This window comes from Streptomyces sp. NPDC088747 (assembly GCF_044751025.1).
Lineage (GTDB): Bacteria > Actinomycetota > Actinomycetes > Streptomycetales > Streptomycetaceae > Streptomyces.
In genome coordinates, this window is record NZ_JBIVKZ010000006.1 from 247,081 (window position 1) to 270,179 (window position 23,099).

Annotated in this window: 25 protein-coding genes; 4 read left to right on the forward strand and 21 right to left on the reverse strand. The window is 71.1% G+C overall.

Annotation, left to right across the window (positions count from 1 at the left end):
• Positions 1-16: 16 nt before the first annotated feature.
• A complete protein-coding gene (locus ACIP79_RS16855; protein ID WP_401223828.1) occupies positions 17-1,174 on the reverse strand; it encodes an FAD-dependent oxidoreductase in 1,158 nt (385 codons plus the stop codon).
• Positions 1,171-1,887 carry a TetR/AcrR family transcriptional regulator gene (locus ACIP79_RS16860; protein ID WP_401223830.1) on the reverse strand — a complete coding sequence of 239 codons (717 nt, stop codon included), beginning with the start codon at positions 1,885-1,887 and terminating at the stop codon, positions 1,171-1,173. The genes ACIP79_RS16855 and ACIP79_RS16860 overlap by 4 nt, the downstream gene beginning before the upstream one ends.
• Before the next feature lie 320 nt (positions 1,888-2,207).
• On the opposite strand from ACIP79_RS16860, the gene ACIP79_RS16865 reads away from it, so the two are divergent.
• Positions 2,208-3,701: a cellulose binding domain-containing protein gene (locus ACIP79_RS16865; protein ID WP_401223833.1), complete on the forward strand. Its 1,494-nt coding sequence runs from the start codon at positions 2,208-2,210 to the stop codon at positions 3,699-3,701.
• 106 nt (positions 3,702-3,807) lie between these two features.
• Here the strand turns inward: ACIP79_RS16865 and ACIP79_RS16870 are convergent, their stop codons facing one another.
• The 7 genes from ACIP79_RS16870 to ACIP79_RS16900 all read right to left on the reverse strand — a co-directional run bounded on the left by ACIP79_RS16870 (position 3,808) and on the right by ACIP79_RS16900 (position 10,103).
• Positions 3,808-4,068, reverse strand: a complete 261-nt coding sequence (locus tag ACIP79_RS16870; RefSeq protein WP_383683469.1) for a hypothetical protein — start codon at positions 4,066-4,068, stop codon at positions 3,808-3,810.
• Between the two features lie 39 nt (positions 4,069-4,107).
• Complete coding sequence (locus tag ACIP79_RS16875; protein WP_401223835.1) at positions 4,108-4,959, reverse strand: peptidoglycan-binding protein; 852 nt, start codon at positions 4,957-4,959, stop codon at positions 4,108-4,110.
• A gap of 25 nt (positions 4,960-4,984) precedes the next feature.
• The gene (locus ACIP79_RS16880; RefSeq protein ID WP_401223838.1) at positions 4,985-5,224 is read right to left on the reverse strand and encodes a hypothetical protein; all 240 of its coding nucleotides are present in this window, start codon (positions 5,222-5,224) and stop codon (positions 4,985-4,987) included.
• Positions 5,217-7,595 carry a hypothetical protein gene (locus ACIP79_RS16885; RefSeq protein WP_401223841.1) on the reverse strand — a complete coding sequence of 793 codons (2,379 nt, stop codon included), beginning with the start codon at positions 7,593-7,595 and terminating at the stop codon, positions 5,217-5,219. The genes ACIP79_RS16880 and ACIP79_RS16885 overlap by 8 nt, the downstream gene beginning before the upstream one ends.
• Complete coding sequence (locus tag ACIP79_RS16890) at positions 7,582-8,415, reverse strand: hypothetical protein (RefSeq protein WP_401223844.1); 834 nt, start codon at positions 8,413-8,415, stop codon at positions 7,582-7,584. Before ACIP79_RS16890 ends, ACIP79_RS16885 begins: the two co-directional genes overlap by 14 nt.
• A 105-nt stretch (positions 8,416-8,520) precedes the next feature.
• Positions 8,521-9,537, reverse strand: a complete 1,017-nt coding sequence (locus tag ACIP79_RS16895; protein WP_401223846.1) for a hypothetical protein — start codon at positions 9,535-9,537, stop codon at positions 8,521-8,523.
• A gap of 53 nt (positions 9,538-9,590) precedes the next feature.
• Positions 9,591-10,103 (reverse strand): hypothetical protein, encoded by a 513-nt coding sequence (locus tag ACIP79_RS16900; RefSeq protein WP_383683460.1) that lies wholly within the window; start codon positions 10,101-10,103, stop codon positions 9,591-9,593.
• Between the two features lie 91 nt (positions 10,104-10,194).
• Between ACIP79_RS16900 and ACIP79_RS16905 the strand changes: the two genes are divergently transcribed.
• Entirely contained in the window at positions 10,195-10,899 is a 705-nt protein-coding gene (locus ACIP79_RS16905) for a VWA domain-containing protein (protein WP_401223848.1), read from the forward strand.
• A gap of 11 nt (positions 10,900-10,910) precedes the next feature.
• Here the strand turns inward: ACIP79_RS16905 and ACIP79_RS16910 are convergent, their stop codons facing one another.
• The 8 genes from ACIP79_RS16910 to ACIP79_RS16945 form a co-directional block, all read right to left on the reverse strand.
• On the reverse strand, positions 10,911-11,330 hold the full coding sequence (locus tag ACIP79_RS16910; RefSeq protein ID WP_401223850.1) for a hypothetical protein: 420 nt from the start codon (positions 11,328-11,330) through the stop codon (positions 10,911-10,913).
• 147 nt (positions 11,331-11,477) lie between these two features.
• Positions 11,478-12,128: a hypothetical protein gene (locus tag ACIP79_RS16915; RefSeq protein WP_401223853.1), complete on the reverse strand. Its 651-nt coding sequence runs from the start codon at positions 12,126-12,128 to the stop codon at positions 11,478-11,480.
• Between the two features lie 82 nt (positions 12,129-12,210).
• Entirely contained in the window at positions 12,211-12,597 is a 387-nt protein-coding gene (locus ACIP79_RS16920; RefSeq protein WP_401224282.1) for a hypothetical protein, read from the reverse strand.
• 65 nt (positions 12,598-12,662) lie between these two features.
• Positions 12,663-12,953: a hypothetical protein gene (locus ACIP79_RS16925; RefSeq protein WP_383683453.1), complete on the reverse strand. Its 291-nt coding sequence runs from the start codon at positions 12,951-12,953 to the stop codon at positions 12,663-12,665.
• 129 nt (positions 12,954-13,082) lie between these two features.
• A complete protein-coding gene (locus ACIP79_RS16930) occupies positions 13,083-13,661 on the reverse strand; it encodes a phage tail protein (protein ID WP_383685707.1) in 579 nt (192 codons plus the stop codon).
• A 136-nt stretch (positions 13,662-13,797) separates the two neighbouring features.
• Positions 13,798-14,208 carry a hypothetical protein gene (locus tag ACIP79_RS16935; protein ID WP_401223855.1) on the reverse strand — a complete coding sequence of 137 codons (411 nt, stop codon included), beginning with the start codon at positions 14,206-14,208 and terminating at the stop codon, positions 13,798-13,800.
• A 465-nt stretch (positions 14,209-14,673) separates the two neighbouring features.
• A complete protein-coding gene (locus ACIP79_RS16940) occupies positions 14,674-14,895 on the reverse strand; it encodes a helix-turn-helix domain-containing protein (protein ID WP_401223858.1) in 222 nt (73 codons plus the stop codon).
• The gene (locus tag ACIP79_RS16945; RefSeq protein ID WP_401223860.1) at positions 14,895-15,638 is read right to left on the reverse strand and encodes a hypothetical protein; all 744 of its coding nucleotides are present in this window, start codon (positions 15,636-15,638) and stop codon (positions 14,895-14,897) included. The genes ACIP79_RS16940 and ACIP79_RS16945 overlap by 1 nt, the downstream gene beginning before the upstream one ends.
• Positions 15,639-15,929: 291 nt before the next feature.
• Between ACIP79_RS16945 and ACIP79_RS16950 the strand changes: the two genes are divergently transcribed.
• Entirely contained in the window at positions 15,930-16,436 is a 507-nt protein-coding gene (locus ACIP79_RS16950; RefSeq protein ID WP_401223862.1) for a helix-turn-helix domain-containing protein, read from the forward strand.
• Positions 16,437-16,708: 272 nt separating this feature from the next.
• On the opposite strand, the gene ACIP79_RS16955 is transcribed toward ACIP79_RS16950, so the two are convergent.
• The 4 genes from ACIP79_RS16955 to ACIP79_RS16970 form a co-directional block, all read right to left on the reverse strand.
• Entirely contained in the window at positions 16,709-18,142 is a 1,434-nt protein-coding gene (locus ACIP79_RS16955) for a GH1 family beta-glucosidase (protein ID WP_387186609.1), read from the reverse strand.
• A gap of 144 nt (positions 18,143-18,286) precedes the next feature.
• Positions 18,287-19,201 carry a carbohydrate ABC transporter permease gene (locus ACIP79_RS16960; RefSeq protein ID WP_383685719.1) on the reverse strand — a complete coding sequence of 305 codons (915 nt, stop codon included), beginning with the start codon at positions 19,199-19,201 and terminating at the stop codon, positions 18,287-18,289.
• 12 nt (positions 19,202-19,213) lie between these two features.
• Positions 19,214-20,230, reverse strand: a complete 1,017-nt coding sequence (locus ACIP79_RS16965) for a carbohydrate ABC transporter permease (RefSeq protein WP_383685738.1) — start codon at positions 20,228-20,230, stop codon at positions 19,214-19,216.
• Positions 20,231-20,235: 5 nt separating this feature from the next.
• Positions 20,236-21,597, reverse strand: coding sequence for an extracellular solute-binding protein (locus tag ACIP79_RS16970; protein WP_401223865.1), 1,362 nt, complete (start codon positions 21,595-21,597; stop codon positions 20,236-20,238).
• Between the two features lie 373 nt (positions 21,598-21,970).
• Between ACIP79_RS16970 and ACIP79_RS16975 the strand changes: the two genes are divergently transcribed.
• The gene (locus tag ACIP79_RS16975; RefSeq protein WP_383685723.1) at positions 21,971-23,026 is read left to right on the forward strand and encodes a LacI family DNA-binding transcriptional regulator; all 1,056 of its coding nucleotides are present in this window, start codon (positions 21,971-21,973) and stop codon (positions 23,024-23,026) included.
• Positions 23,027-23,099 lie beyond the last annotated feature (73 nt).

Consider the following 23,099-nt stretch of genomic DNA (forward strand, 5'->3'; position numbering starts at 1 on the left):
CCGACGGCCGGGCGGGTCAGTCGGCCAGGGCCCGGAAGCCGGCGAAGAGGTCGAGCAGGCCCTGCGGGGCGTCGTCGCGGAAGCAGAGGAACAGGTTCTCGGCGGAATCGGCCGCGGAGGTCTCGCTGCGGGGGAACAGCGCCCGCTCGTAGGCGGCGAGGGCGGCCTCGGTGTCGCCCGGGTGTGAGGCGAGGGCGGTGCCGAGTTCGGCTCCGTCGAGCATGGCGAGGTTGGCGCCCTCGCCGGCGAACGGCGACATCAGATGGGCGGCGTCGCCGAGCAGGGTGACGCCCGGGACGCGGTCCCAGCGGTGGCCGACGGGCAGGGTGTGGATCCTGCGCGGGATCAGCGCGCCGTCGGCGTCGGCGACCAGGGCGCGCAGGCTCTCGTCCCAGTCGGCGAAGTGATCTAGGACGGCGGCCTTGGCCGCGGCCGTGTCGGTGAAGTCGACGGTGTCGAGCCACTCCTCGGCGACCTTGAGCGCGGTGTAGATGTGCAGGCTGCCGTCGGGCTCGCGGTGGGCGAGGAAGCCCCTGCCCGCGCCGAGGGCGAAGAACATGCCGCCGCCGACGACGACGGCGCTGTCGGGGTGCCGGGTGTCGGCGTCGAGCAGGTCGGCCTCGACGAAGGACAGGCCGGAGTAGGCGGGGGTGGCGTCGGAGAGCAGCGGGCGGATCCGGGACCAGGCCCCGTCGGCGCCGATCAGCAGGTCGGTGGTGAAGGTGGAGCCGTCGGCGAGCGTCACCTCGTGGCGGCCCTCGCCCAGCGGGCGCGCGCTGGTGACCTTCGTGCCCCAGCGGACGGTGCCCTCGGGCAGCGAGTCCAGCAGGAGGTCGCGGAGCGTGCCGCGCTCGACCTCGGGCCGGCCGCCGTCGCCGTCGTCCTCCTCGGCCATGCGCACGACGGCGTGCCGGTCGAGGATGCGCATCGCCTCACCGCCGGGGTGGACGAGGGCGCGGAAGTCCTCGTGCAGGCCGGCCGCGCGCAGGGCGGCCTGGCCGGATTCCTCGTGGATGTCGAGCATGCCGCCCTGCGCGCGGGCGGACGGGGAGGCGTCCAGGTCGAAGAGGGCGGCCTCGATGCCGTGCACGTGCAGGACGCGGGCGAGAGAGAGGCCGCCGAGACCGGCGCCGACGACGGCGATCGGGTGGTGAGCGGGCGTGGTGGTGGTCATGGTCGTGCTCCCTCGGTCGAGGTGGGGATGGGCGTGTGGAGGATGCCGTTGAGCAGCATCCGGAAGCCCCAGGACAGTCGGGCCCGCGGCTCACCGGACACGAGCTGACCGGCGAGCGCGGCGATGTGCGGGTGGGTGTCACCCGAGGACTCGCGCAGGGCGCGGGTCAGGGCGTCCCAGTCGTCCCGGGTCTCGACGGCCCGCTCCTGGACGGCGTGCTCGGCCGCCGTCGCGGTGGCGTACTGGAGCAGCAGGTCCACACCCCAGGCCGCCTGGCCCGGGGGGACGCCGCCCTCGTCCAGCAGGGCGAGCAGCCCCTCGACGAGGTCCAGGTAGTGCTGTCCGCTGGGGCGGGCCACCAGGGCCGACTGGGCGAGACCCGGGTGCTCGAACAGCACCGCGGTGTAGGAGGTGAGGACTCTCTCCAGCCGCGCGCGCCAGTCGCCCTCGGCCGGGGGCGACTCGACGGTCCCCAGGAGCGCGTCCAGGACGGCCGCGTGCAGCTCGGCGGTGTTGCGGACGTACACGTACAGAGAGGCCGGGCCGGTGTCCAGCTCCTGTGCCAGGCGGCGCATGGTGACCTTCCGCAGCCCCTCGGCGCGCATGATCCCGACCGCGGTGGCGACGATGCCGTCGCGGGTCAGGGCCGGTTTGGCGGGGCGCTCGCGGCGGCTGCGGCCGGGACCGCTCGGAGTGTCGGAGTGGGCTTCCATGCCTCCGATAGTAACGAACATGTTCGTCGCGAACAAGTTCTGAACGAACATGTTCGCGATGATCCTCGTTCTCCCCCGATCGGTCCCCCGATCGGTCCCCCGATCGGTCCCCCGATCGGTCCCCCGATCGGTCCCCCGATCGGTCCCCCGATCGGTCCCCCGATCGGTCTCGACCTGGTCTCGACCATTAACCGCTCCCGATGCCTTCCTTAAGCGCACCCTAAGATCCCCAACCCCCGTCCGGATGAAGCGGTTTGCCCGATTCCGGATCGCTAGCGTGCTGCCGCACCCCCGTGAACGGCGAAGGCAGGAAACAAGCGATGAGCAGTCCGCACCGGCGCAAGGTCAGTGGCAGGAACAAGGTGATAGGCGGTGTGGTCGCCACGGCCGTGGTCGGTGGCGGCGCCCTCCTCTTCTCCGGGACCGCGCAGGCGGCCGACGTCGGAGCGGCGTACACCAGGACCAGCGACTGGTCGACCGGCTACACCGCGCAGTACGTCGTCACCAACGACACCGGCGGGACGAAGAGCGACTGGACGCTGGAGTTCGACCTGCCGTCCGGCGCCGGACTCAGCTCGCTGTGGAACGGCGCGTCCGTGGTGAGCGGGCGGCACGTCACCGTGAAGCCGCCGTCCTGGGACAAGGACGGCCTGGCCGCCGGTGAGTCCGTCACCGTCGGGTTCGTCGTGAACGGCTCCGCGAATCCGACGGGCTGTCTCATCGACGGCGCCAAGTGCTCGGTGGACGACGGCGCGACACCGGAACCGACCGGCCGCCCGACGGAGACGGCGACCTCGTCGCCGTCGTCCACCCCGACCGCGACCCGCACGCCGACCGCGACGCCCACCCCGACCGCCACCGTGTCCCAGACCGCGACGCCGACCCCCACCCCCTCCGGGACCACCGGCGGCGGCACCGCCGACAGCGCCGGCTTCGCGCCCTACGTCGACACCTCCCTCTACCCCGCCTTCGACCTGGTCGCGAGCGCGACGGCCACCGGTGTGAAGGAGTACAACCTCGCCTTCATCACGGACGGCGGCGGCTGCACACCCAAGTGGGGCGGTGTGACGGACCTGGCGAGCGACGCGGTCGCGGCGCAGATCGGTGCCCTGCGGGCGAAGGGCGGCGACGTCCGCGTCTCGTTCGGCGGCGCCTCCGGCTCGGAGCTGGCCACCGCCTGCTCCTCGGCCGACGCGCTGGCGACGGCGTACGGCAAGGTCGTGGACGCGTACGACCTCACGAAGGTCGACTTCGACGTGGAGGGCGGCGCGCTGCCGAACACGGCGGCCAATACGGTCCGGGCGAAGGCCATTGCGCGGCTCCAGCAGCAACACCCCGCGCTGAACGTGTCGTTCACGCTGCCGGTGATGCCCGAGGGCCTCACCCAGGACGGCGTGAGCCTGCTGGCCGACGCCAGGACCAACGGCGTCTCCATCGACACCGTCAACATCATGGCGATGGACTACGGACCCGCGTACAGCGGTGACATGGGCACCTACGCCGAGCAGGCGGCGACCGCGACACAGGCCCAGGTCAAGGGCGTTCTCGGGCTCTCCGACAGCGCGGCCTGGAAGGCGGTCGCGATCACCCCGATGATCGGCGTCAACGACGTCACCACGGAGATCTTCAAGGTCGAGGACGCCACCCAGCTGGTCGCCTTCGCCAAGTCCAAGGGCATCGGCTGGCTCTCCATGTGGTCCGCGACCCGCGACAAGCAGTGCGCGGGCGGCGCGAAGAACTACGCCGACGCGACGTGCAGCTCGATCGTCCAGGACGCGAACGCCTTCTCGAAGGCCTTCGCGGCCAACAACTAGTCCACGCACCGCAGTTCCGGCGAGACGCCGAACCAAGCGCCCCCGCAAGGGGGTTGAACGCCCCGGCCGGGCGTCCCCACCCTCGGCCGGGGCGCTCGGCGTTCCGTCACCTCCCGCCGCCCGCCGACCACACCGTGACCGCCAGCGCGATGAGGGAGGCCACCGCGGCCAGCGACGGCAGGGGCCAGCGGGTCCGTTCCAGCGCGTCGATCCGTTCCTCGTGCTCGCCGAGTGTCTTGTCCGTCTGGTCGGCGCGTTGCAGCAGCAGTGCCAGATCGCCCCGGGTGGTGGCGAATCCGACGTCGACCGCCCTTCTCAGCCGCTCCAACTCGATGGCCACTCCTGCACGTTCGTCAATATTCACCATCCGCACAGCCTCCGAAGACGTGTGGTGTCGGGTGTCGGGTCATGGGCGGGGGACACGGAGCCTGTCCCAACTGGCGCGCCCGGGAACGCCGTCGGCGTCGGAGCCGCGGTAGCCGAGCTTGCGCTGCCAGGCGGCGTACGACCGCTGGTCCGCCGCCGTCCAGGAGGGACCCGGCCCCACCGCGTACTTCCCGCAGCCGACCGCGACCAGCCGCCTGCCCATCGCGGTGATGACGGCACTGCGACGCCCGGACGTGAAGTAGGCGGGGCCGGGGAAGGGTTCGTACCCGACGGGGGCGGGGCCGGCCGTGCCGCTCAGCCGCTTGGCGATCCGGGTGCGCATCGCCGCCATCGAGAACGTCGGGTCGATCTTGCGGGTCGTCCACTCCTTGTGGCCGATGACCCGGGCCGCGTGCCAGCCGTGCGCCCGGCAGACCGCCGCGGCGACCTTCTCGGCGGCCTTCAACTGCGCCTCCGGATAAGGGTCCCGGCCGTTGCCGAGGTTCTCGATCTCGAAACCGTAGAAGTGGGTGTTGCCGTCGACGGCGTCCGTGCCGGGCCTCGCGGGCAGCGCGGTGCTGTCGCGCACGGCGTCGTAGACGGCCCGGCCGCCGCGGCCCGCGTGGTTCGTACGGCCGTATCCGACCAGGTGGACCTTGCCGTCCTTGGCGATGACGGCGACGCACAGCGGTCCCGGCAGGTCGGCGCGGCCCGCCCGGCAGAGCTCGACACTGCCGGAGCCGGCGGTGTGGTGCAGCATCACGCCCTGGACGGGTCCCCAGGAGCCGACGCCGTTGCGGTTGTGCGTGGACCAGGAGCCGTGTTCCTCGACGGCGACGCTCTCGGCCCGCAGCGCGGCGGCGAAGGCCGCCGCGGACAGGGGAGTTGCCATGGAATTTCCTCTCGTGGGATCGATGTCAGGCAGAGACCGCCGGGCCGACGGTGCTGGTGCTGGTGCTGGTGCTGGTGCTGGTGCTGGTGACGGCGCTGGTGCCGGACGGTTCGGTGGTCTCCTCCGGGTCGCCGGCCGGCTCCGAGGGCTGTTCCTCGGCCGGTTCCGGCACCACCACCGTGACCTCGGCGGGTACGGCGGTGCCCGGCTCCGGTACGAGGTGCTCGGCGGGCCCGGTGTCCGTCCCGGTGGTGGGCTCAGACATACGCCGACTCCTTGATCTCGCCCCAGGTGAACCCGGATGCGGTGAGCGCGGACAGGGTGGGGAAGGCCGTGGCGACCGAGGCGTACGAGGACAGGGCCACGGTGGCCGGGTCCGCCGCCGGGTCGGGGCTCAGCCCGCTGTCGGCCGGTGTGCTGTTGGGCCGGGTGCCGCGCAGGGCCAGCGTCTGCCGCATGCCGCCTTCGGCGTTGGACGCCGTGCTGATGCCGACCACCCAGGCCAGGGTGTCGAGCCGGGTGCCCGAGGTGTCGGTCAGCCGCACCACGTCACCGAGCTGGATGCGCGGGTCGTACAGCACCTCCACGTCGCCGATGACCGGCACCGGATACAGCCCGGCGTTGTAGAGCGCGTCGGCGATCGACCTGGCGGAGGCGAGGTCCTGGATCCAGTCGGTGGTCTCGCAGGTGTGCTCCTGGCGCCCGTAGTAACGCTCGCTCGCGGTTCCCGGGACGTACACGGTCGCGGAACGCTCCACCGGATCCGCCTTCGGTTTCAGCGTCATCAGGTAGACGGACGGGGTGCCGTCCTTCTTCGCCGTGTAGAGGGCCTGCGAGGTGCGGTTGGTGAACCGCACCACCAGGTAGCCGTCCTCGCGGCGGGTCAGGACGTCGACCGCGCCCTTGACCGCGGTGGTGCCCGCCCTGGTGGTGGCGAAGCGGACCTGGGTGCCGGCGGTGACCACCGAGTCGTCGTCGGTGCCGGGCGGCCCGATGTCGAACTCCTCCTCGGCCATGACGTACGAGACGGTCAGCGTGCCGTTCGCCGGTACGGTCCGCACCACGGTGTCGGTGTACGTGGTTCCCGCGTCGACCCCGAAGTCCTCGAAGACCTTCGCGGGCTGGACGACGTAGTTGCGGCAGGCGTCGATCTCCTCGGTGAGGGTGAGCGAGGCGATGTCCCGCACCGAGGTGAGGGAGAGGTCCACGTCCGCGCTGGTCGGCGTACCCCTGAAGCGGGTGTAGTTGCGCCAGCGGAAGATGCCGCGTTCGTCGAACTCGGCGGTCGACATGGCGGCCTTGGCGATCTGCCCGATGACCTCCCACTGCGATCCGGAGACCCGCGGCACCGAGTACAGCGGCAGGATCGCGTCGTCGAGGCGGGCGGCCTTGGTCCAGGCGCCGGTGCGGTCGAAGACCGGTGCCGAGGGCATGGCGGTCAGTCCGCCGGTGAGCTGGACGCCCTCCACGGCCAGGTCGGTGACCAGCTTGAGCTCGCTCAGCTCCGCCGCCGGCTGGATGCCGTACTCATGGGTGATCGTGGTCGTCGTACCGAGGAGCACCGTGCCGTCCGGCCCGGTCAGCCGGGGTGTCACGGTCGGATACACGGTGGTGCCGGCGCTCACGGTGTCGATGAACACCCCGATGTGCCATACGCCCTTGAGCGCCCGCACGGCCCCCCAGCTGTCCCAGTTGAGGTTGAGGAAGGCCTCGTCGGTGGTCGCGGTGGTGCCGGAGCCGATCTGGACCCGGCCGGTCGCGAAGTTGACGTACAGCCGCAGGGTTCCGCTCGTCCCGCCGGTGCGGTCGAGCACCAGGTCCATGCGGACGGTGTCGCCTGCGCCGACGGCGCTGTTCACCCAGGCCTCCAGGAGGAGCCGGCTTCCGGGCACGGTGACCCGGGAGCGCGGGAACCAGCTGGCGGTGACGCCGGTGGTGGTGGGCAGCAGCGCCATCTCGTGCGGGGCGCCTTCCCTGGTCCAGGTGTACTCGCCGGCGGCGGGGAGCTTCTCCGGCTGCCCGTACGGTGCGGCGAAGCCGCCGTGCAGACTGGCGTGTACGAGGGTCAGCGGCTGCACGCCCTCGACGAACTCCGGGTAGCGGGGCGGCGGGGCGCTGTGCACACCGGCCTGGCGCAGCAGTTCGTCCACGCACCAGGTGGCGGTGGCGACGGGACGGCCGAGGCGGAAACCGGCGTACGGCTTGGGAAGCAGTGCCGGGCCGCGCAGCCGCTCCGCGCCGTCCAGGGCGATGACCTGCACGGAGTCCGAACCCGCTTGTGCAGAACGGGATCTGACGGTCCCTCGGAAGGCGGGCAGGGTCGCCCCGCCCACTCCGCCGCGGTGGGCCACGGACTGCCCGGGACGGGCGATGTCCCCCGTGAGGCGGTCGGCCCAGGGGGCGTACATGGTGGGCGCCCACACGCCGTCCGCACCGGACAGCTGGAGCTGCAACTGCGCGGCGGAGGAACCGGAGAACGCCCGCATCGCGGCGGGCAGATCGGTCGCGTACGAGCGTTCCACCTGCCACGACTGAACCTGCGCGGAGACGTCCCTGCCGCCGAGCCGGGTGGTGTGCGCGGTGGTCCGTTCGCCGGCCGCGAGCGCGGTCGCGGTGGCGTCGTCAGCCTGCTGCACCGGACACCTCCACGAGGTCGAGACCGATGCTCCGGTAGGGGAGCGGTCGGCCGGGGGAGTCGCTGTAGCCGGTCACGGACATCGGCGGGAGCCCGTCGCCGGGGACGCCGCTCGTCGCCGTACCGCCGTAGGTGAAGCAGGCGTCGGCCAGGGAGTAGCCGCCGGCGGCGCCCGGCTTGGCGGTGGGGGTGGCGTACGCGGCGGTCGCGGGGGCGGTGCCGGAGACCAGCGCGCCGGTGGCGACGAGGGAACTGATGTAGGAGCCGTCGGACTTCTTGAAGTCGATGCCCACGCCTGCCGTGCCGAGCGCCGCGATCGCGGCCGGGGCGCGGAAGGACACCTGAAGACCCGGCGAGACCGGGAAGTTGCCGCCGGTGCCGACGCAGCGCCAGGCGACGGTGCTGGTGGTGTCGGCCGCGGTGAAGAGGAAGGTGCCGGGGACCGCGGCGTTCTCGGCCACGGCACCGGTCGACGTCTTGAACCACTGGGTGAGGCCGGTGATACCGGTGGCCCCGGCGACACCGAGTCCGGCGGCCTGGCCGGGGCTCAGGACGTTCCCGGCGGCGGGGTCGACGACGAACACCGGCCCGGCGCCCTCCACGCGGCGGGCGATCCGGTCCAGGGCGCGGGCCTGCGCGGGGGGAAGCAGGTCCCAGGCCAGTTTGAGGCGGCGGACGGGGGCGAGGTTGCGGGTGACGGTGACCCGGCCGCCGAGCGACTTGAACTCGCTGACGCCGAGGTCGGCGGTGCGGTCGAAGGACTTGGCGGCCTGGTCGATCTCGGTCATGGAGCCGGGCGGGCCGATCCATAGGTTTCCCATGAGGTCTCCTGGGGCGGGCGGCGGTTGCGGGCATGAGAAAACCGACGGCGCGGGCCGTCGGCGAGGGGCTGGGCGGAGTGGGCTGTCGTGCGGGTGAGGGCTGAACTACCGCCGGGCGAGCTGCCGTTGTCCCAGGAACACGGCGCGGGCGATCTCCTGCGAGTCGACCTGTACGACGACGGGGCGGTCGGCGAGTTTCTCCACAGCGGCGGTGAGGGTACGCAGCCCGCCGCCGGAGCCGATCATCCGGTCCAGCTTGGACAGCGGGATGACGGCCTCGTGCTCACCGGCCTCGCCGAGCAGGGCGAGGGTGCCGCCGGAGCGGGCCTGGACGACACCGCCGGCCGCCAGACGCGGGACCGGGACGTGCAGGGACGGGAAGGAGAACGACCTGCCGCCGAACATCGGCACCCAGTCCGGCACCTTGATCCTGATGCCGGCCAGCACACCGAACAGCGCGTTGAGCGCCGAGGTGAGCCCGATCCACGGCGCGAGCATGCCGTTGCCGAGGCCCTTGAGCAGCGGAACGATCATCCGCACCGCGCTGGACGTCGCCGAACCCATGCTCTTGAACGCGCCGAGCACCACCTTCCGGAGCACCGCGGTGACCTTGTCCATGTTGACGAACTGGGCGATGAGCGGCGCCAGCAGGGTCATGATCAGCCCGAACGGGCTCGCCGCCATCGCGAGGTTGAGCCCCTTCTGCGCGAGCGAGGCCCCCTTGAGCCCCTTGCCCAGGCTCCCCATGGACTTCCCGCCGGCGTCGGCGTTCTTCCCGGCCCTGCCGACGGACTTCTCCACCGCGTCCGCCTGCTTCTTGACGCCCAGCAGCTCGCCGTGCGCGCCCTTGGCGGCGGACCTGAGCTTGTCGAGGGAGGACTTGAGCTTGTCGGAGCCGGTTCTCGACCTGGAGAGGGCGGTGTCGGTGCTGAGCAGGCCGGTGCGGATCTTGCCCAGCGCGCCGACGCTCCCGCCGGTGGCGGTGTTGAGCCTGCCGAGGGAACGGGACGCGGAGTCGGCGCCGCCCCCCGCCCTGCTCATGGCGGTGCCGGCCCGCCCGAGCGCACTGCCGAGCGCGCCGAGCCTGGCGTCCACTCCGGCGACGGCTTGCTTCAGATTCATCACTGTCTCGATTCAGTCGGTGTGTGCGGTCGTCGGAGCGGTCGGAGACGAGATCAGATCCCCGCGAGTGCCTGGCTCAGGCTCTGGACCGAAGTCCTGATCTTGCCGAGGTCCTTCTGGACCCTGCCGCTGGACTTCAGGGCGGCTCCTTCGCCGGCGCTGCGCAGTGCGGTCCTCAGTTCGCGAACCTCACGGCTCGCTTTGTCACCCGACTCCCGCGCCTTCTTGATTTCCTCGTTCTTCGACTTCTCAAGGAACATCCCCTTGAGGCGGTCGTCGAGTTTCTTCTCCTTTTCCTTCGACTTCTCGTCCTCCGCGTCCCTGACGTTCTTCCAGGTGACCTTCTGGACGCCGCGGAAGGTGACGCCCTTCTCGTCGATCTTCCAGAGGCTGTAGTCGACCTTGAGGAGCTGGGCGGTCGCCGCCACCAGGGAGACGGCGAACTTGAGACCCTCGACATCCGCCTTGACCCCGGTCATCGAGTGACTGAAACCGGTGAGGCTCTTTTTGATTCCCTCCGTTTCCTTGCGTACGAAGTAGAGGTCTTTGTCGATGTCGAATCCCATGTGAACTCCTGTCATTTCGTTGCACTTTCGCGCGGTGGCGTCATACTCTCCGGGTGTGACTGTCGAGAAAGCGCATCCGTCGAAAGGCGAGATGAATGCCCATAAAGGGCGTATCGCCGCATCCGTAGCCGCCCGTCTCAGCGGTGTGCGAGAGAACTCGACCAGAGTCGTGCTGGCCGTCCCGGGGGCACATCGCCATCCGTTCGAAGTGGGCACGGTGGCCGACGTGGTGCGCAGGGCGGCCGTACTGGGCCAGTTCCTGTCCCCGGCGTCGGAGGTGGACAGCTGGATCTACACGTCACGGGCCCACCGCCTGCCGGTGCTGCGCCTGCCGGATGTCGCGCGATGGATCGCGGACTGGGGCATGCTGCCGCCCGAGGCACTGCTCACCGGGGACGCGGTGCCGCCCAGCCTGCTCGCCCGGGAGTCGGAGCGCTTCGGTCTCTTCGACGCCGAGGACGCGGCCGCGGCGGTCGAAGGGATCGCGGCGGCCCTCCCGGAGGACGAAGTCCCGGTCCTGGTCCTGTTCTTCTTCTGGGGACTCCACTCGGAAGGGCCGGCCCTGGCCGACCAGTTGGACGCGGCGTCCGGGCGCAGGGTCTTCTGGCAGTTCCTCGGTGACACCGGCACCGGCTCGTCCGTACTCGACGACCTCGACGCCCTGCGTTCCCGGGCGCCGCACATCCGGAACGTGAGTCTCTACCGGGGATGGGAATCGATGGAGGGCACCCCCGAGTACCTCTTCCACCGTGCCGTCCTGAAGCCGTTCGCCCGCTGGCGGAAATCACTGCCGTAGTCGCCGAGGCGCTACGAGGGCTCGCCCTCCGGGGGAGTTGGGGGAGCCGGGGGCACCGGCGGGGCAGGTGGGACCGGCGGGGCCTGGGGAGTCGGCGTGACGGGCGGGGACGGGCGGCCGGACGGGGCAGATGAGGACTGCCTCTGGCGGGGAAAGGGCAGGACCTTCGCCTCCTGGTCACGGCCGGCGCGGCCCACGACGCCCGCACGGCCCACGTGAGCGTCGTCGCCGTGGTGCTGCTCGTGCTCGGCGCGGTCCCGCCAGCCCTGCCCGTACGCCGTGAACTCCCGTGTCTCGATCTCGGCCCGTGTCGTGATCACCAGGTCCGCCGGAAGGGCGTAACCCAGTTCTCCGGTGAGCACCCGCCGCAGCTCGGCGGTGCCGAGACGCTCCCCGCCGTCCCGCCCCGTGCCGTCGTCGTCCTTCGTCACGCAACCCCACCCCTCCATGCCGGCCGAACCTCCGGCCGGCGACCGCACCGTCGTCTTTCCGCTGGACCCCAGAATCGAACGTTTGAGCGATAACTCTTCGAGAGGATACACGAGCGACCAGTGACGGGCAGGGAGAAAACGGGCCGGTCAGGCCACCTCGTACGTCCCGTTGATCCGGAAGAAGCTGCCGCTGGCGAACGCCGAACCGAACAGTCCGCCGTTGCCGATCTGGGCGATCGCGGAGGACGAGGCCGAGGTCTGGCCCCACAGGGTGTAGGTGGTGGCGCCGCTGGTGGAGGCGGGCTGGCAGATGATCTGTCCGCGGCCTCCTCCGCTGAGCGCCATGCCGTTGAACTGGACGAGTCCTCCCGTCGCCCCCGTGGCGAGCGGGAGGCTGAGGGAGTAGGCGCCGCTGCCGTAGGTCGTCGTGGATCCGCACGCGACGAACGCCGTGAAGTGGCAGACCTTGCCCACCACGGCGTACCGGCCGGTGACCGAACCGTTGCCGATGACCGGGTCGGTCGTGGCGGCCGTCCAGGCCGGGGTGTACGCGTTCCAGGCGCCGAGAGTCGTCCACGCGGACCCGGTGAAGTAGCTGAGGGTCCCGGGTGTGGTGAGCCAGGCGACCATCCCGGCGACCGGCGTGGTGACGGCGGCGTCGCGGTCGGCGGCCGTGGCGTACCGCAGGACCGTGCGGCCGTCGATCCCCTCGGCCAGGGACTGGAGGTGCAGCGGGAGGTTCGCGGTGTCGGTGGGCTGTGGATACGGCAGGTTGCCGAGCGGGGTGTAGAGCGTCATGGGCGGGCTCACTTCTCATGTCGTACGTCGTCTCGTACGTCGTGTCGTACGGGAAAGGGGGCGGGGCGGCGAGGGCGAGTGATCAGGAGAAGAACTGGGCCAGTTCGGCGCGGCCGGGGTTCCTGGCGGGGGCGCCGGGCGGCGAGGGCTCCGAGGCGGGGCCGGTGCTCCTGGAGGCATCCTCCGAGAGGTCCGGATCCTCGGCGTCCGGATCCTCGGCCGCCGGACGCGGTACGGGCTTCGGGTACTCCAGCGGGTCCGAGTCCTCGTCCCGGTTCACCGTGGCGAACATCCAGTTCGCCTCGGCGAGTTGGTCGACGGCGGAGGCCAGCAGATAGTCGGTGGCCGACCACCGCGCCGCCTCGCCGTGCAGCTCGTACAGGGTCGCGCTGTCGCGTGGCAGGTGCTTGACCAGCACCGTGAGCCGGCGGGAGGAGAGCCGGCCGCGGTGCCAGTCGAGCAGGTCCACGCCGTAGTGGCGGAGCAGGTCAGCCTCAAGGGCCTCGGCGTGTTCGTCCACGAACTCGCCGAGGCTCAGCCTTCCCCCAGGCCGAGCCCCGTCTCCTTGCCGTAGGCCTCGATGATCGCCGCGATGTCCTGCATCGTGACCTCGTGCCGGTCGAAGCGGCCGAACTGGGCGTCGCCCATCAGCGCGCGCAGGAGGCCGTCCACGTCGTTGTCGTCCAGCTCGCGCAGGGTGCGCGCGGTCCGGCGGGTCAGCTCGGTCGGGAGCGTGAAGGTGTCCTCGTCGATGGTGAACGACCAGTCGCGGCCGAGCGCCTCCTGGCGCTGCGCGCGAGCGGCGCCGACGTCGAAACCTGCCATGGAGCAACTCCTTCTAGGGGTAGGGGAGATGAGAGTTCGGGGAGCCGGGCGGGGGGCGGGCAGGGCCGGGGTGGGTGCCCCGGCCCTGCCCGTCGTGGTCGTGGTCGTGGTCGGAGTGGCGGGTGTGGATCAGGAGGCGGTGCTGTACGCCGGGTCCTTCATCAGGAAGGTGGCCAGCGGCTTGGTGCTGTCGACCGCGAGCGCGGTGAAGGTGACGCCGAGCTTGATCGAGGCCGTGCGGGTCAGCGACAGTTCCTCGGTCTCGGTGACCTGGCCGCGCGAGATGACGAAGCGGTACGTGATGGCCGTACCGTCCGTGAACTCGATGCCCAGCGCCTTCTCGTTGAACTTCGGGTCGGCGGCCAGGTCGTACTTGTAGATCCCGGAGCTGGTGGCCGTCTCCGTGGCCGCGTCGCCGCCCATGAAGAAGGGGAGGGTGTCGTCGTTGAGCTGGAGCAGCTGGAACTTCAGGGTCAGGTCGCGGTCCGAGTAGATGAAGCGGGCCGGGGAGACGGACTGCCAGGTCTCGACCGGGTCGAGCTTGTCCTTCTTGGACAGCTTGATTCCGTCGGCCGAGGTGTAACCGAGGTCCCGCCAGGCGGCCGCCCAGGCGGTGGTGACGTCGGCCGGCGCGGTCGTGCCGACCGGGGCGACCAGGATGCGGCCGGTTCCGGCGACTCGGATCTCGCTGGAGTTGTTGCCTGCCATGAATAACTCCCTTGAGGAGAAGGCGCGTCGGTACGCGCCCGGAGGTGGATACGGCGAAGGCCCCGCCGACCGGCGGGGCCCTGTCGGGTGGAGCGCGGGCGCGGGCGTCCGGGTGGGACGCTCGCGTGGTGGGCGCTCAGGCGGCGGGATGGATGTGCAGCCGCACCGTGGAGAGGTAGCGGTTGGCCGCCGACCGGTTCCAGTCGGGCAGCCAGCGCGGGCCGTCGGCCTCGACGACGTCGGAGACACGCGCGGTTCCGTACGTCGTGCCGCGCAGCGCGAGCAGCGCCGAGCGGGCGGTCAGGGCCAGGCTGTGGGCCGCGGTCTTGCTGGGGCCGTACACCTCGAAGTCCACGAGGGGCTGGTCGAGGTGCAGGTCGTCGACCCAGGCCCCGCCGGAGCGGGAGACCAGGACGACCGGCTGGGTACCGTCGAATCCGGTGGGCGGCACGTTGTCCACCGTCGCGGCGGCGAGTTCGGGCCGGTCGGTGAGGAAGTCGACGACGAGCCGTTCGACATCGGGAAAGGTGACCGTCGGATCGGCCAAGGTGCGGCCTCCCTTCTGGAGGGGCGGACGGGTTGTCGCGCGGGAACGGGGACGGCCTGGTGGGCGTTGCGGCTTCCCGGCCTGTACGGCGCCGCGGTCCGGGGCGGCGCTACGACCGTCCCGGCTGCACGGATGCTCCAGGACCGTCCACACTCGTGGACCACCACGGCTCCACGGCCGCGCCGCCCCAGCCCTGCGCGAAACGGCGGTGCCGCGCCCCGGTGTCGGGCACAGCTCCGCCGCTGCACCAACTGTGACACGTTGCGAGCGCGCACGCAACTCAATCCCGGGTTCGGTCTCCCGGAAGGCCCCACGAACGACAGCTGCCCCGCCGCACCGGAAGGCGCGACGGGGCAGCGGGGCAACGGGGAGCGATGGAGCAACGGGGGTGCGACAGGGCGACGGGGGTGCGTCGGGGCAACTGCGACGGGGCGACCGCGACGGGGCGACAAGGCAGGGGAGTGGTCAGCCCAGTGGAGCGCGTCGTCGACCTCGCGAGCGCGCCGCCCGCTCCGCGGCGAACACGTCCTCCAGCCGGAACAGATGGGCTCGCCCCCGCTGTCCGGCGGCGGCGAGGTGACCCTGCTGAACCCACTTGCGTACGGTCGCGGGGACCACCCCCGCCTCGGCGGCCGCCGCCGCGCCCGTCAGCAGGGCCGGCCCCGGCCGCGGTGCGGCGCCCGGCATCACGCGGCCTCCGTGTCGTCGGAGTCGTCCACCAGCGCGGCGATCTCGTCCGCGTCCGCACCCGAGTCCGCGGCGAGTTGCGCCCAGCCGGCCTCGGTCCAGCTGTGCCGGTGGGCGGGATCGGCGGCGCAGTCGCACCCGTCGTCCGCGCAGCGGCAGCCGGGGTTCACGCAGAGCACCGTGCGCCAGGCGGGAAGCGCGCGCAGGGACACCGAATCGCACCATGGGCAGCGGCCGTTCACCCGGACCAGCGTCTCGGAGTCCCCCAGCGCACGCCCGCAGCGGCGAGCCATCCGGCGGCACTCGTCCAGGACGTGCCGGGCGAGTACGGGGTGGGCGGCGGCCACGTCGTCGAGGAGCTCCGCGATCCGCCGCAGCCGCTCCGGCACCGGGGCCCGCGCCGCCCGGCCCAGCCGGAGCTTCTCCCGTACGGCCTCCTCCAGTTCGACGACACCGTCGGTGATGTCCCGTATGGCGTCGGACACATGGAGCCTGATCGGTGCCGAACCGGCGCCGAGAGGGGCGATCCCGTGCTGCTCGTTACGCAGGGCGTCGGCCCGCTCCGCGAGATCGCGCTCAGCCAGGGCCTGGAGCGCGGCCGGCGCCGGCGGGGTGTGGGGGCGGGTGGACAACCCCGGCCGCCCGGGGGCCAGTTCGTCAAGGAGGTCCGGGAACTGGCGTATCAGGATGTCGATCCAGCGGGCTGCGCGGGCGGTGTGCTGGGCGGCTGGGCCGGTCGTCATGGGAGGCACGCTCCAATCCGTGAACAAGCGTCAACAGGTGGGGATGGCGGGGGAGGGTCCGCGAGGGAGAGGGGTGGGGAGGGGTGGCGGTGTGGCGGGTGGAGGGCAAGGGAAAGGCGGGTCAGATGTTGTTGCGAGCTCGCACACAGCTTTACATGTTGCGAGGTCGCACGCAATTGGAATCGGTAGGTCCGGCCTCTGTCCGCACGGTGACGCATTGTGCGTGCGCGCAACTGCTCATTGCGTGCGCGATCGCGCGTTACAGTGTGGAGAACGGAGGGAGTACCGACCATGCAGAGCGATGCCGAGCACATCGACAAGTTCGCCACCTGGATCGAGAACGTGATGCGCGACCGGGGTTACGACATCGACAGCCCGCGCGGTGGTGGCAAGACCAAACTCGCCGAGGACGCCGGCGTGCACCGCGCCGCCGTCACGCGGCTGTTGCAGCGCCAGAGCATGCCCGACCTGGAGACGATGCGGGGCCTGTCCCGCGCGCTCGGCGTTCCGGTCAGGGACGTACTCGTCCATTCCGGCAAGCTGACCGAGGAGGATCTCCCCGAGGTCCCCGCAGTCGCCCCCGTGGATATCGTGCTGTCCGGCGAGGGAACCATCACCGCCGAACAGGCGGCCGTCGCCCTCGGCATCCCGGAACACCTGCGGGCGGCCTTCGTGCAGATCACGGAGCAACTGCGGCTCGGCGGTGTGCAGGAGGCGTCCGCGCGGCCACCGGGCAAGGCGACCACGGAGACCGAGGTGGAGGTGGCGGAGGCGGGGGACGAGCGGGCTGGTCCCTGAGGGCCGGTCCTTGAGGGCCGGTGACCTCCGCGTCCCACGCGGGCCGGCCCGCCGAACCCCGCCTCACCCCCCTGCCCCGCCCACCCTCACCCGCCCCACCCTCACTGCCTTGCCCCCACCCTCACCGCACCTCGCCCGTACTCTCCCCTCCCCCCTTCCCCCTCCTCCCTTTCCCCCTTCCCCCTCTCTCCCCTCCCCCGGACACACCAAGGGCGCGGCACCCCCCTCAGGTGCCGCGCCCCTCCCCGCCCCCGTCTTCCCCAGGTGGTGGCCTATTCGACGGTCGTCGTCAGCGGCGGCAGCGTGCCCGACCGGGCCGCCTGCCCGTACCAGTGCGCGCTCGACTTGGGGGTGCGCTCAAGCGTCGCGTAGTCCACGTACACCGCGCCGAAGCGCTTCTCGTAGCCGTACGCCCACTCGAAGTTGTCCAGCAGGGACCACAGGTAGTAGCCGCGGACGTCCGCGCCGTCGGCGATCGCGCGGCGGACCGCGCGCAGGTGGCCGTGCAGGTACGCGATCCGCTCGGGGTCGTGGACCTTGCCCTCCGGGTCCGGCTTGTCGTCGTAGGCGGCGCCGTTCTCGGTGATGTAGAGCGGCAGCCCCGGGGCCTCGCGGACGTACCGCATGATCAGGTCGTGCAGGCCCGTCGGGTCGATCGTCCAGCCCATCTCGGTGCGCTCGCCCGGGGTCTGGTGGAAGGCGACGTCGTCCGCGCCCGGCCAGGGGGAGTGCGAACTCGTGCCGTGACCGTCCGCACGGGGGCCGTCCGTGACGTTCTCCGCGGCCGAGACCAGCGTCGGCGTGTAGTAGTTGAGGCCCAGGGCGTCCAACGGCTGCTTGATCAGGGCGAGATCGCCGTCCTGGACGTACGACCAGTCGGTCACGGAGGCCGTCGCCGCGAGCAGGGTCTCCGGGTAGGCGCCGTGCAGCATCGGCCCGTGGAAGACGCCGTTGGCGAGGTCGTCGATGCGCCGGGCCGCCGCCAGGTCCGCGGGGTCCTGCGAAACGGGCCTGACCACCGAGGAGTTGAGGCTCACCGCGACCGTGTTGCGGTGGGGCATCGCGGACCGGAGTGCCGAAGTTCCCAGCCCGTGCGCCAGGTTCAGGTGGTGGGCGGCCTTCAGGGAGGCCGCCGGGTCGGTGCGGCCGGGAGCGTGCACTCCGGAGCCGTATCCCAGGAAGGCGCTGCACCAGGGCTCGTTGAGGGTGATCCACTGCTCCACCCGGTCGCCCAGCGCCGCGCCGACGATCTGCGCGTACTCGGCGAACCGCAGCGCGGTGTCGCGCTCGGGCCAGCCGCCGGCGTCCTCCAGCTCCTGGGGGAGGTCCCAGTGGTAGAGGGTGACGGCCGGCTTGATGCCGTGCGCGAGCAGCTCGTCCACCAGCCGGCGGTAGAAGTCCAGGCCGCGCTGGACGGCGGGCCCGCGGCCGGTCGGCTGCACCCGGGACCAGGAGACGGAGAAGCGGTACGCGGTCAGGCCCAGGTCTGCCATCAGGGCCACGTCGTCGCGGTAGCGGTGGTAGTGGTCGACGGCCACGTCACCGGTCTCGCCGCCCGCGGTCTTGCCCGGCGTATGGCTGAAGGTGTCCCAGATCGAAGGGGTGCGGCCGTCCTCCCGTACCGCCCCCTCGATCTGGTAGGCGGAGGTCGCCGCACCCCACAGGAAGGCGGGAGGAAAGGTCACGGGCGTAACGGAATCAGGCATGGAAGCGCTCCCATAGAAGGTCGTGGAGACCGGAAGTAAGAGGGGGAGAGGGAGGGGAAGGCACCGGCGGGGCGGGGTGTGCGGGGCCGAGGCGGCGGTGACTCGGCCCCGCACGGGTGGCGTCGATCGGAGGCGTCGGCGTGGTCAGCCCTTCACGGCGCCCTGCATGATGCCGCCCACGATCTGCTTGCCGAAGATCGCGAAGACCAGCAGCAGCGGCAGGGTCCCGAGCAGTGCGCCCGCCATGATCAGGGACTGGTCGGGGGTGAAGCCGCGGCCGAGACCCGCGACCGCGACCTGCACGGTCGGGTTGCCCATCTGGGTCAGCACCAGGAACGGCCACAGGAAGTCGTTCCACGTCTGCACGAAGACGAGCATGCCGAGGACGGCCATCGCCGGGCGGGCCGCCGGGAACACCACGTGCCAGATCACCCGCCAGCTGTTCGCGCCGTCCACCCGGGCCGCCTCGATCAGCTCGTTCGGCAGTGCCTGGATCAGGTACTGCCGCATGAAGAAGACACCGAAGGCACTCACCAGCGACGGGAAGATGACCGCCTGGAGCTGGTCGGTCCAGTCGAGCTTGGCGACCATCATGTACAGCGGGATCACGCTGAGCTGGGGCGGAATCATCATGGTGCCGACGATGATCAGCATCATGGCGTTACGGCCCTTGAAGCGCAGCTTGGCGAAGGCGAACCCGGCGACCGTGGACATGACGACGACGGTGAACGCCGAAATCCCCGACACGATCGTCGTGTTGAGCATCGCCTCGCCCAGGTTGGCGTCCTTCCAGGCGAGTTCGAGCTTGTCGAACAGCCCCGAGCCGAACCAGAACGGCGGAGGCGTCTGCGCCAGCCGCTGGTTGTCGCGCGAGGCGGCGATCGCCGTCCACACCAGCGGGAAGAGCGAGCCGATGGTGAACAGGATGAGCACGGCGTAGGCGATCGGTCCGCCGTGCAACTGGCCGCCCGCACGGGCGGACTTGGGGCGCCGTGCGCGCTTGGGCGGTTCTTTCACGGGGTCCGAGGGGGGCGTGGGGGGCGTCAGTGTCGTCGTCACGGCCTCTACTCCTTAGCTACTGGCGCGCAGCCGGCGCGAGATGACGTAGTTGACGATCCCGATCACGATGAGGATCAAGAACATGGTCCAGGCGATGGCGGAGGCCCGGCCCAGGTGCTGGTTCACCCAGCCCTGCTCGTACAGATAGAGACCGAGCGTCTGGAACTGGTGCTCGGCGCCGCCGGACGCGCCCTTGTTGGCGTCGAAGAGCAGCGGTTCGCCGAACACCTGGCTGGCGCCGATCGTGGAGACGACGACCGTGAACAGGATCGTCGGCCGCAGCGAGGGCAGCGTGACGTGCAGGAACTGCCTCCAGCGCGAGGCCCCGTCCAGGGCCGCCGACTCGTACAGGTCCTGCGGGATGGCCTGCATGGCCGCCAGGTAGATCAGCGCGTTGTAGCCGGTCCAGCGCCAGACGATGATCGACGAAACGGCGATCTGCGAGGGCCACTTGTCGTTCTGCCAGTCGATGTTGTCGATGCCGACGGCGTTGAGCGCCCAGTTGATCATGCCGTAGTCGCGGCCGAAGAGGAGCACGAACACCAGCGAGGCGGCGGCGATCGAGGTGGCGTACGGCGCGAGCATCGCGACCCGGTAGAAGGTCGAGCCGCGCAGCTTGTAGTTGAGGATGTGGGCCAGGCCCATGGCCATCAGCAACTGCGGAACGGTCGAGATGATCCCGATGGTCAGGGTGTTCTTCGCCGCGTTCCAGAAGAAGTCGTCGTCGAAGATGCGGGTGTAGTTCCGCAGCCCCACCCAGTCCATGTCGGTCGGCGCCGTCAGCTCCACCGTGTGCAGCGAGGCCCAGCCCGTGTAGATCAGCGGGAAGAGGCCGAAGGCGAGGAAGAGCAGGAAGAACGGCGAGACGAAGGCGTAGGGGCTCCATCGCATGTCCCGCTGCCATCGGCGGGAGAGCCGGTCCCGGCGCCGGACGTCCGCCTCGGCGGGCGTACTCGACGTGGGCCGGGCGGCCGGGGCCGCGCCCCCCTCCTTCTCGGGGGGCGCGGCGGTGTCGTGCCGGGTGGCCATACCGGTCACTTCTCCAGGTTGTTGTCGATGGTCTTGGTCGCCGTGTCCCAGGCTTCCTTGGCCGACTTGCCCTTGGTGACGAGGATGACGCCGTTGTCCGTCAGACCCTGCTGGATGATCTGGTCCTTCGGGCCGATGACCTGGACCGGGCTGGACTTGGCGGCCTCGGCGAAGATCTCGCCGATCGGCGCGTCACCGGTCATGTCGTTCTTGGCGCCGGTGACCTCGGGCAGGGTGTACGCGGTCTGCGCGCTCGGGAAGCTGCCCTGCACGCTGAACAGCTTCGCCTGCTGCGCGGGCGCCGTCAGCCAGGCGGCGAACGCCTGGGCCTCCTTCACGTGCTTGCCGCTCTTGGGCACACCCAGGAAGGTGCCGCCCCAGTTGCCGGACTTCGGCGCGGTGGCCACGTCCCACTTGCCGGCCGCGTCGGGCTGCGACTTGCCCTTGATGTAGCCGAGCATCCACGGCGGGCAGGCCACCGCGGCGAACTTGCTGTTGGCGATCGTGGTGTCCCAGGCCGGCTGGAACTGCGTCTGCGCGCCGACCAGGCCCTCCTCGGCGGCCTTCGCCGTCAGGTCGAAGCCTGCCTTGACGGCCGGGTTCGTCTTGTAGATGACCTCGCCCGAGGCGTCGTAGAACTTCTCCTTCTCACTGCTGAGGATCGCGTTCAGCAGTCCGCCGGGGGAGTCCATGAAGGTGGTGCCCTTGGGTGCCTTCGCCTTGTACTGCTCACCGGCGTCGATGAACTTGTTCCAGTCGCCCGCCCACAGCTTGCTGACCTCCGCGCGGTCGGTGGGGAGACCGGCCTGCTCGAAGAGGTCCTTGCGGTAGCAGATCGCCATCGGGCCGACGTCCGTGCCGAGTCCGATGGTCTGGCCGTCCTTGGTGGTGGCCTGCGCCCACTTCCAGTCCAGGTAGTCGCTCTTCTTGACGCCCGGCGCCTTGGAGAGGTCCTCGAACTTGCCGGCCTGGGTGCTGACGACCTCGGCGATGTTGCCGACCTCGATGGCCTGGATGTCCTGGAGGCCGCTGCTGGTGGTGAGGTGGTTGAGCAGCGCCGGGTAGTAGTTCTCGTTGCGCTCGATCACGTTCTCGGCGATCTTGATCTCCGGGTGGAGCTTCTCGTACTCGGTGTAGAGACCGGCCTCCTTGAAGCCCTGGGTGCCGAACAGACCCATCGTGATCGTGGTCTTGCCCTTGCCGCCCCCTGACGACGAACCGGAGTCGTCGTCGCCTCCGTCGTCGGCGCAGCCGGCCAGCAGCCCCGCGCCCAGCGTGGCGACGGCCATGATGACCACCGCCTTGCGGACAGTGGGAGTCCCCCCGCTCGAGCCCTGCCGAGAGTGGGGGAGGGTACGTCCTCGCATTGCGTCCTCCTGTTGCCCTGACGTGCCGACCCCCCGGCCAACTGCGTTGTTGGGCCCGTTTGTTCAAGCTGCGGCTCGGGCGGGGAACGTGCGGGTTGTGTATGTGTCAGGTACCGTGGGAGCGCTCCCACAGGTGATGTGTTGAAGAGTCGTCGGTTCGCGCGGGGGTGTCAAGAGAGCGGACGCGGAGAGTGTGTTCGGTTATCTGCCTGTTAGCTAACTCCGAGAAGTGGAACGAAATCGGCCGGAGCGGGGTTCACCGGGCGGGCCCCAAGGTATCGGTGACGCCCCCTGCCGGGCTCCTGTTCATGAACAGGGCTGTTAGATTCCAGGCCAGTCGCGGAGTGATCCGCGGTGTGACGGGAGGCGGACCATGGCAGGCCACGGAGTGCGGGGCCGGAGCGGCGGGCGGCCGACCCTGGAGGAGGTCGCCGCGCGCGCCGGAGTGGGGCGCGGGACGGTCTCCCGGGTGATCAACGGCTCGCCGCGGGTCAGCGACGCGACCCGTGCCGCCGTCGAGGCCGCGGTCGCGGAGCTCGGCTATGTCCCGAACACGGCGGCCCGCGCACTCGCGGCCAACCGCACCGACGCGATCGCCCTCGTCGTCCCCGAGCCCGAGACCCGCTTCTTCGCCGAGCCGTACTTCTCGGACATGCTCCGGGGGGTCGGCGCGGCGCTGTCCGACACCGAGATGCAGCTCCTGCTGATCTTCGCGGGCAGCGACCGCGAGCGTCAGCGACTGGCCCAGTACCTGGCCGCGCACCGGGTGGACGGCGTCCTGCTGGTCTCCGTCCACGCGGACGACCCGCTGCCCGACCTCCTCTCCCAGTTGGAGATCCCGGCGGTGATCAGTGGCCGCCGCTCGGCGGAGGAGACCCTCCCGTCCGTCGACTCCGACAACTACGGCGGGGGCCGCGCGGCCGTCGAGCACCTGATCGCGCAGGGCCGCAACACCGTGGTCCACCTCGCCGGCCGCCTCGACGTCTTCGGCGCCCAGCGCCGCGTCGACGGCTACCGCGAGGGCCTGCGCCAGGCCGGCCGGAAGCCCGACGACCGGCTGATCGTGCCCGGCGACTTCACCGAGGAGGGCGGCCGTCGCGCGATGGCGGAACTCCTGGCCCGCTGCCCGGCCCTGGACGCGGTCTTCGCCGGCTCCGACGTGATGGCGGCCGGCGCCCGCCAGGTCCTGCGCGAGGCGGGCCGCCGTATACCCGAGGACGTGGCCCTCGTCGGGTACGACGACTCCGCCATCGCCCGCCACATGGACCCCCCTCTCACCAGCGTGCGCCAGCCCATCGAGCTGATGGGCCGGGCCATGATCGACCTTCTCCTCGACGAGATCGCGGACCGCCGCCCGGCGGCCTCCCGGGGCCTGGAGCGACGGCAGGTCGTCCTGCCCACGGAACTGGTCGCAAGGGCGTCGTCCTGACCGGGCCGCGAGCGGACCCGGCGCGCCACCGCTCCTGCCGCTGTGGCCGAAGGGCGGCGCCGAGGCGGCCCGG

Coding starts and splice junctions, on each gene's coding strand:
- ACIP79_RS16855 (WP_401223828.1), bottom strand. CDS start 1,174: ATGACCACCACCACGCCCGCTCACCACCCGATCGCCGTCGTCGGCGCC.
- ACIP79_RS16860 (WP_401223830.1), bottom strand. CDS start 1,887: ATGGAAGCCCACTCCGACACTCCGAGCGGTCCCGGCCGCAGCCGCCGC.
- ACIP79_RS16865 (WP_401223833.1), top strand. CDS start 2,208: ATGAGCAGTCCGCACCGGCGCAAGGTCAGTGGCAGGAACAAGGTGATA.
- ACIP79_RS16870 (WP_383683469.1), bottom strand. CDS start 4,068: ATGGTGAATATTGACGAACGTGCAGGAGTGGCCATCGAGTTGGAGCGG.
- ACIP79_RS16875 (WP_401223835.1), bottom strand. CDS start 4,959: ATGGCAACTCCCCTGTCCGCGGCGGCCTTCGCCGCCGCGCTGCGGGCC.
- ACIP79_RS16880 (WP_401223838.1), bottom strand. CDS start 5,224: ATGTCTGAGCCCACCACCGGGACGGACACCGGGCCCGCCGAGCACCTC.
- ACIP79_RS16890 (WP_401223844.1), bottom strand. CDS start 8,415: ATGGGAAACCTATGGATCGGCCCGCCCGGCTCCATGACCGAGATCGAC.
- ACIP79_RS16895 (WP_401223846.1), bottom strand. CDS start 9,537: ATGAATCTGAAGCAAGCCGTCGCCGGAGTGGACGCCAGGCTCGGCGCG.
- ACIP79_RS16900 (WP_383683460.1), bottom strand. CDS start 10,103: ATGGGATTCGACATCGACAAAGACCTCTACTTCGTACGCAAGGAAACG.
- ACIP79_RS16905 (WP_401223848.1), top strand. CDS start 10,195: ATGAATGCCCATAAAGGGCGTATCGCCGCATCCGTAGCCGCCCGTCTC.
- ACIP79_RS16915 (WP_401223853.1), bottom strand. CDS start 12,128: ATGACGCTCTACACCCCGCTCGGCAACCTGCCGTATCCACAGCCCACC.
- ACIP79_RS16925 (WP_383683453.1), bottom strand. CDS start 12,953: ATGGCAGGTTTCGACGTCGGCGCCGCTCGCGCGCAGCGCCAGGAGGCG.
- ACIP79_RS16930 (WP_383685707.1), bottom strand. CDS start 13,661: ATGGCAGGCAACAACTCCAGCGAGATCCGAGTCGCCGGAACCGGCCGC.
- ACIP79_RS16940 (WP_401223858.1), bottom strand. CDS start 14,895: ATGCCGGGCGCCGCACCGCGGCCGGGGCCGGCCCTGCTGACGGGCGCG.
- ACIP79_RS16945 (WP_401223860.1), bottom strand. CDS start 15,638: ATGACGACCGGCCCAGCCGCCCAGCACACCGCCCGCGCAGCCCGCTGG.
- ACIP79_RS16950 (WP_401223862.1), top strand. CDS start 15,930: ATGCAGAGCGATGCCGAGCACATCGACAAGTTCGCCACCTGGATCGAG.
- ACIP79_RS16955 (WP_387186609.1), bottom strand. CDS start 18,142: ATGCCTGATTCCGTTACGCCCGTGACCTTTCCTCCCGCCTTCCTGTGG.
- ACIP79_RS16965 (WP_383685738.1), bottom strand. CDS start 20,230: ATGGCCACCCGGCACGACACCGCCGCGCCCCCCGAGAAGGAGGGGGGC.
- ACIP79_RS16970 (WP_401223865.1), bottom strand. CDS start 21,597: ATGCGAGGACGTACCCTCCCCCACTCTCGGCAGGGCTCGAGCGGGGGG.
- ACIP79_RS16975 (WP_383685723.1), top strand. CDS start 21,971: ATGGCAGGCCACGGAGTGCGGGGCCGGAGCGGCGGGCGGCCGACCCTG.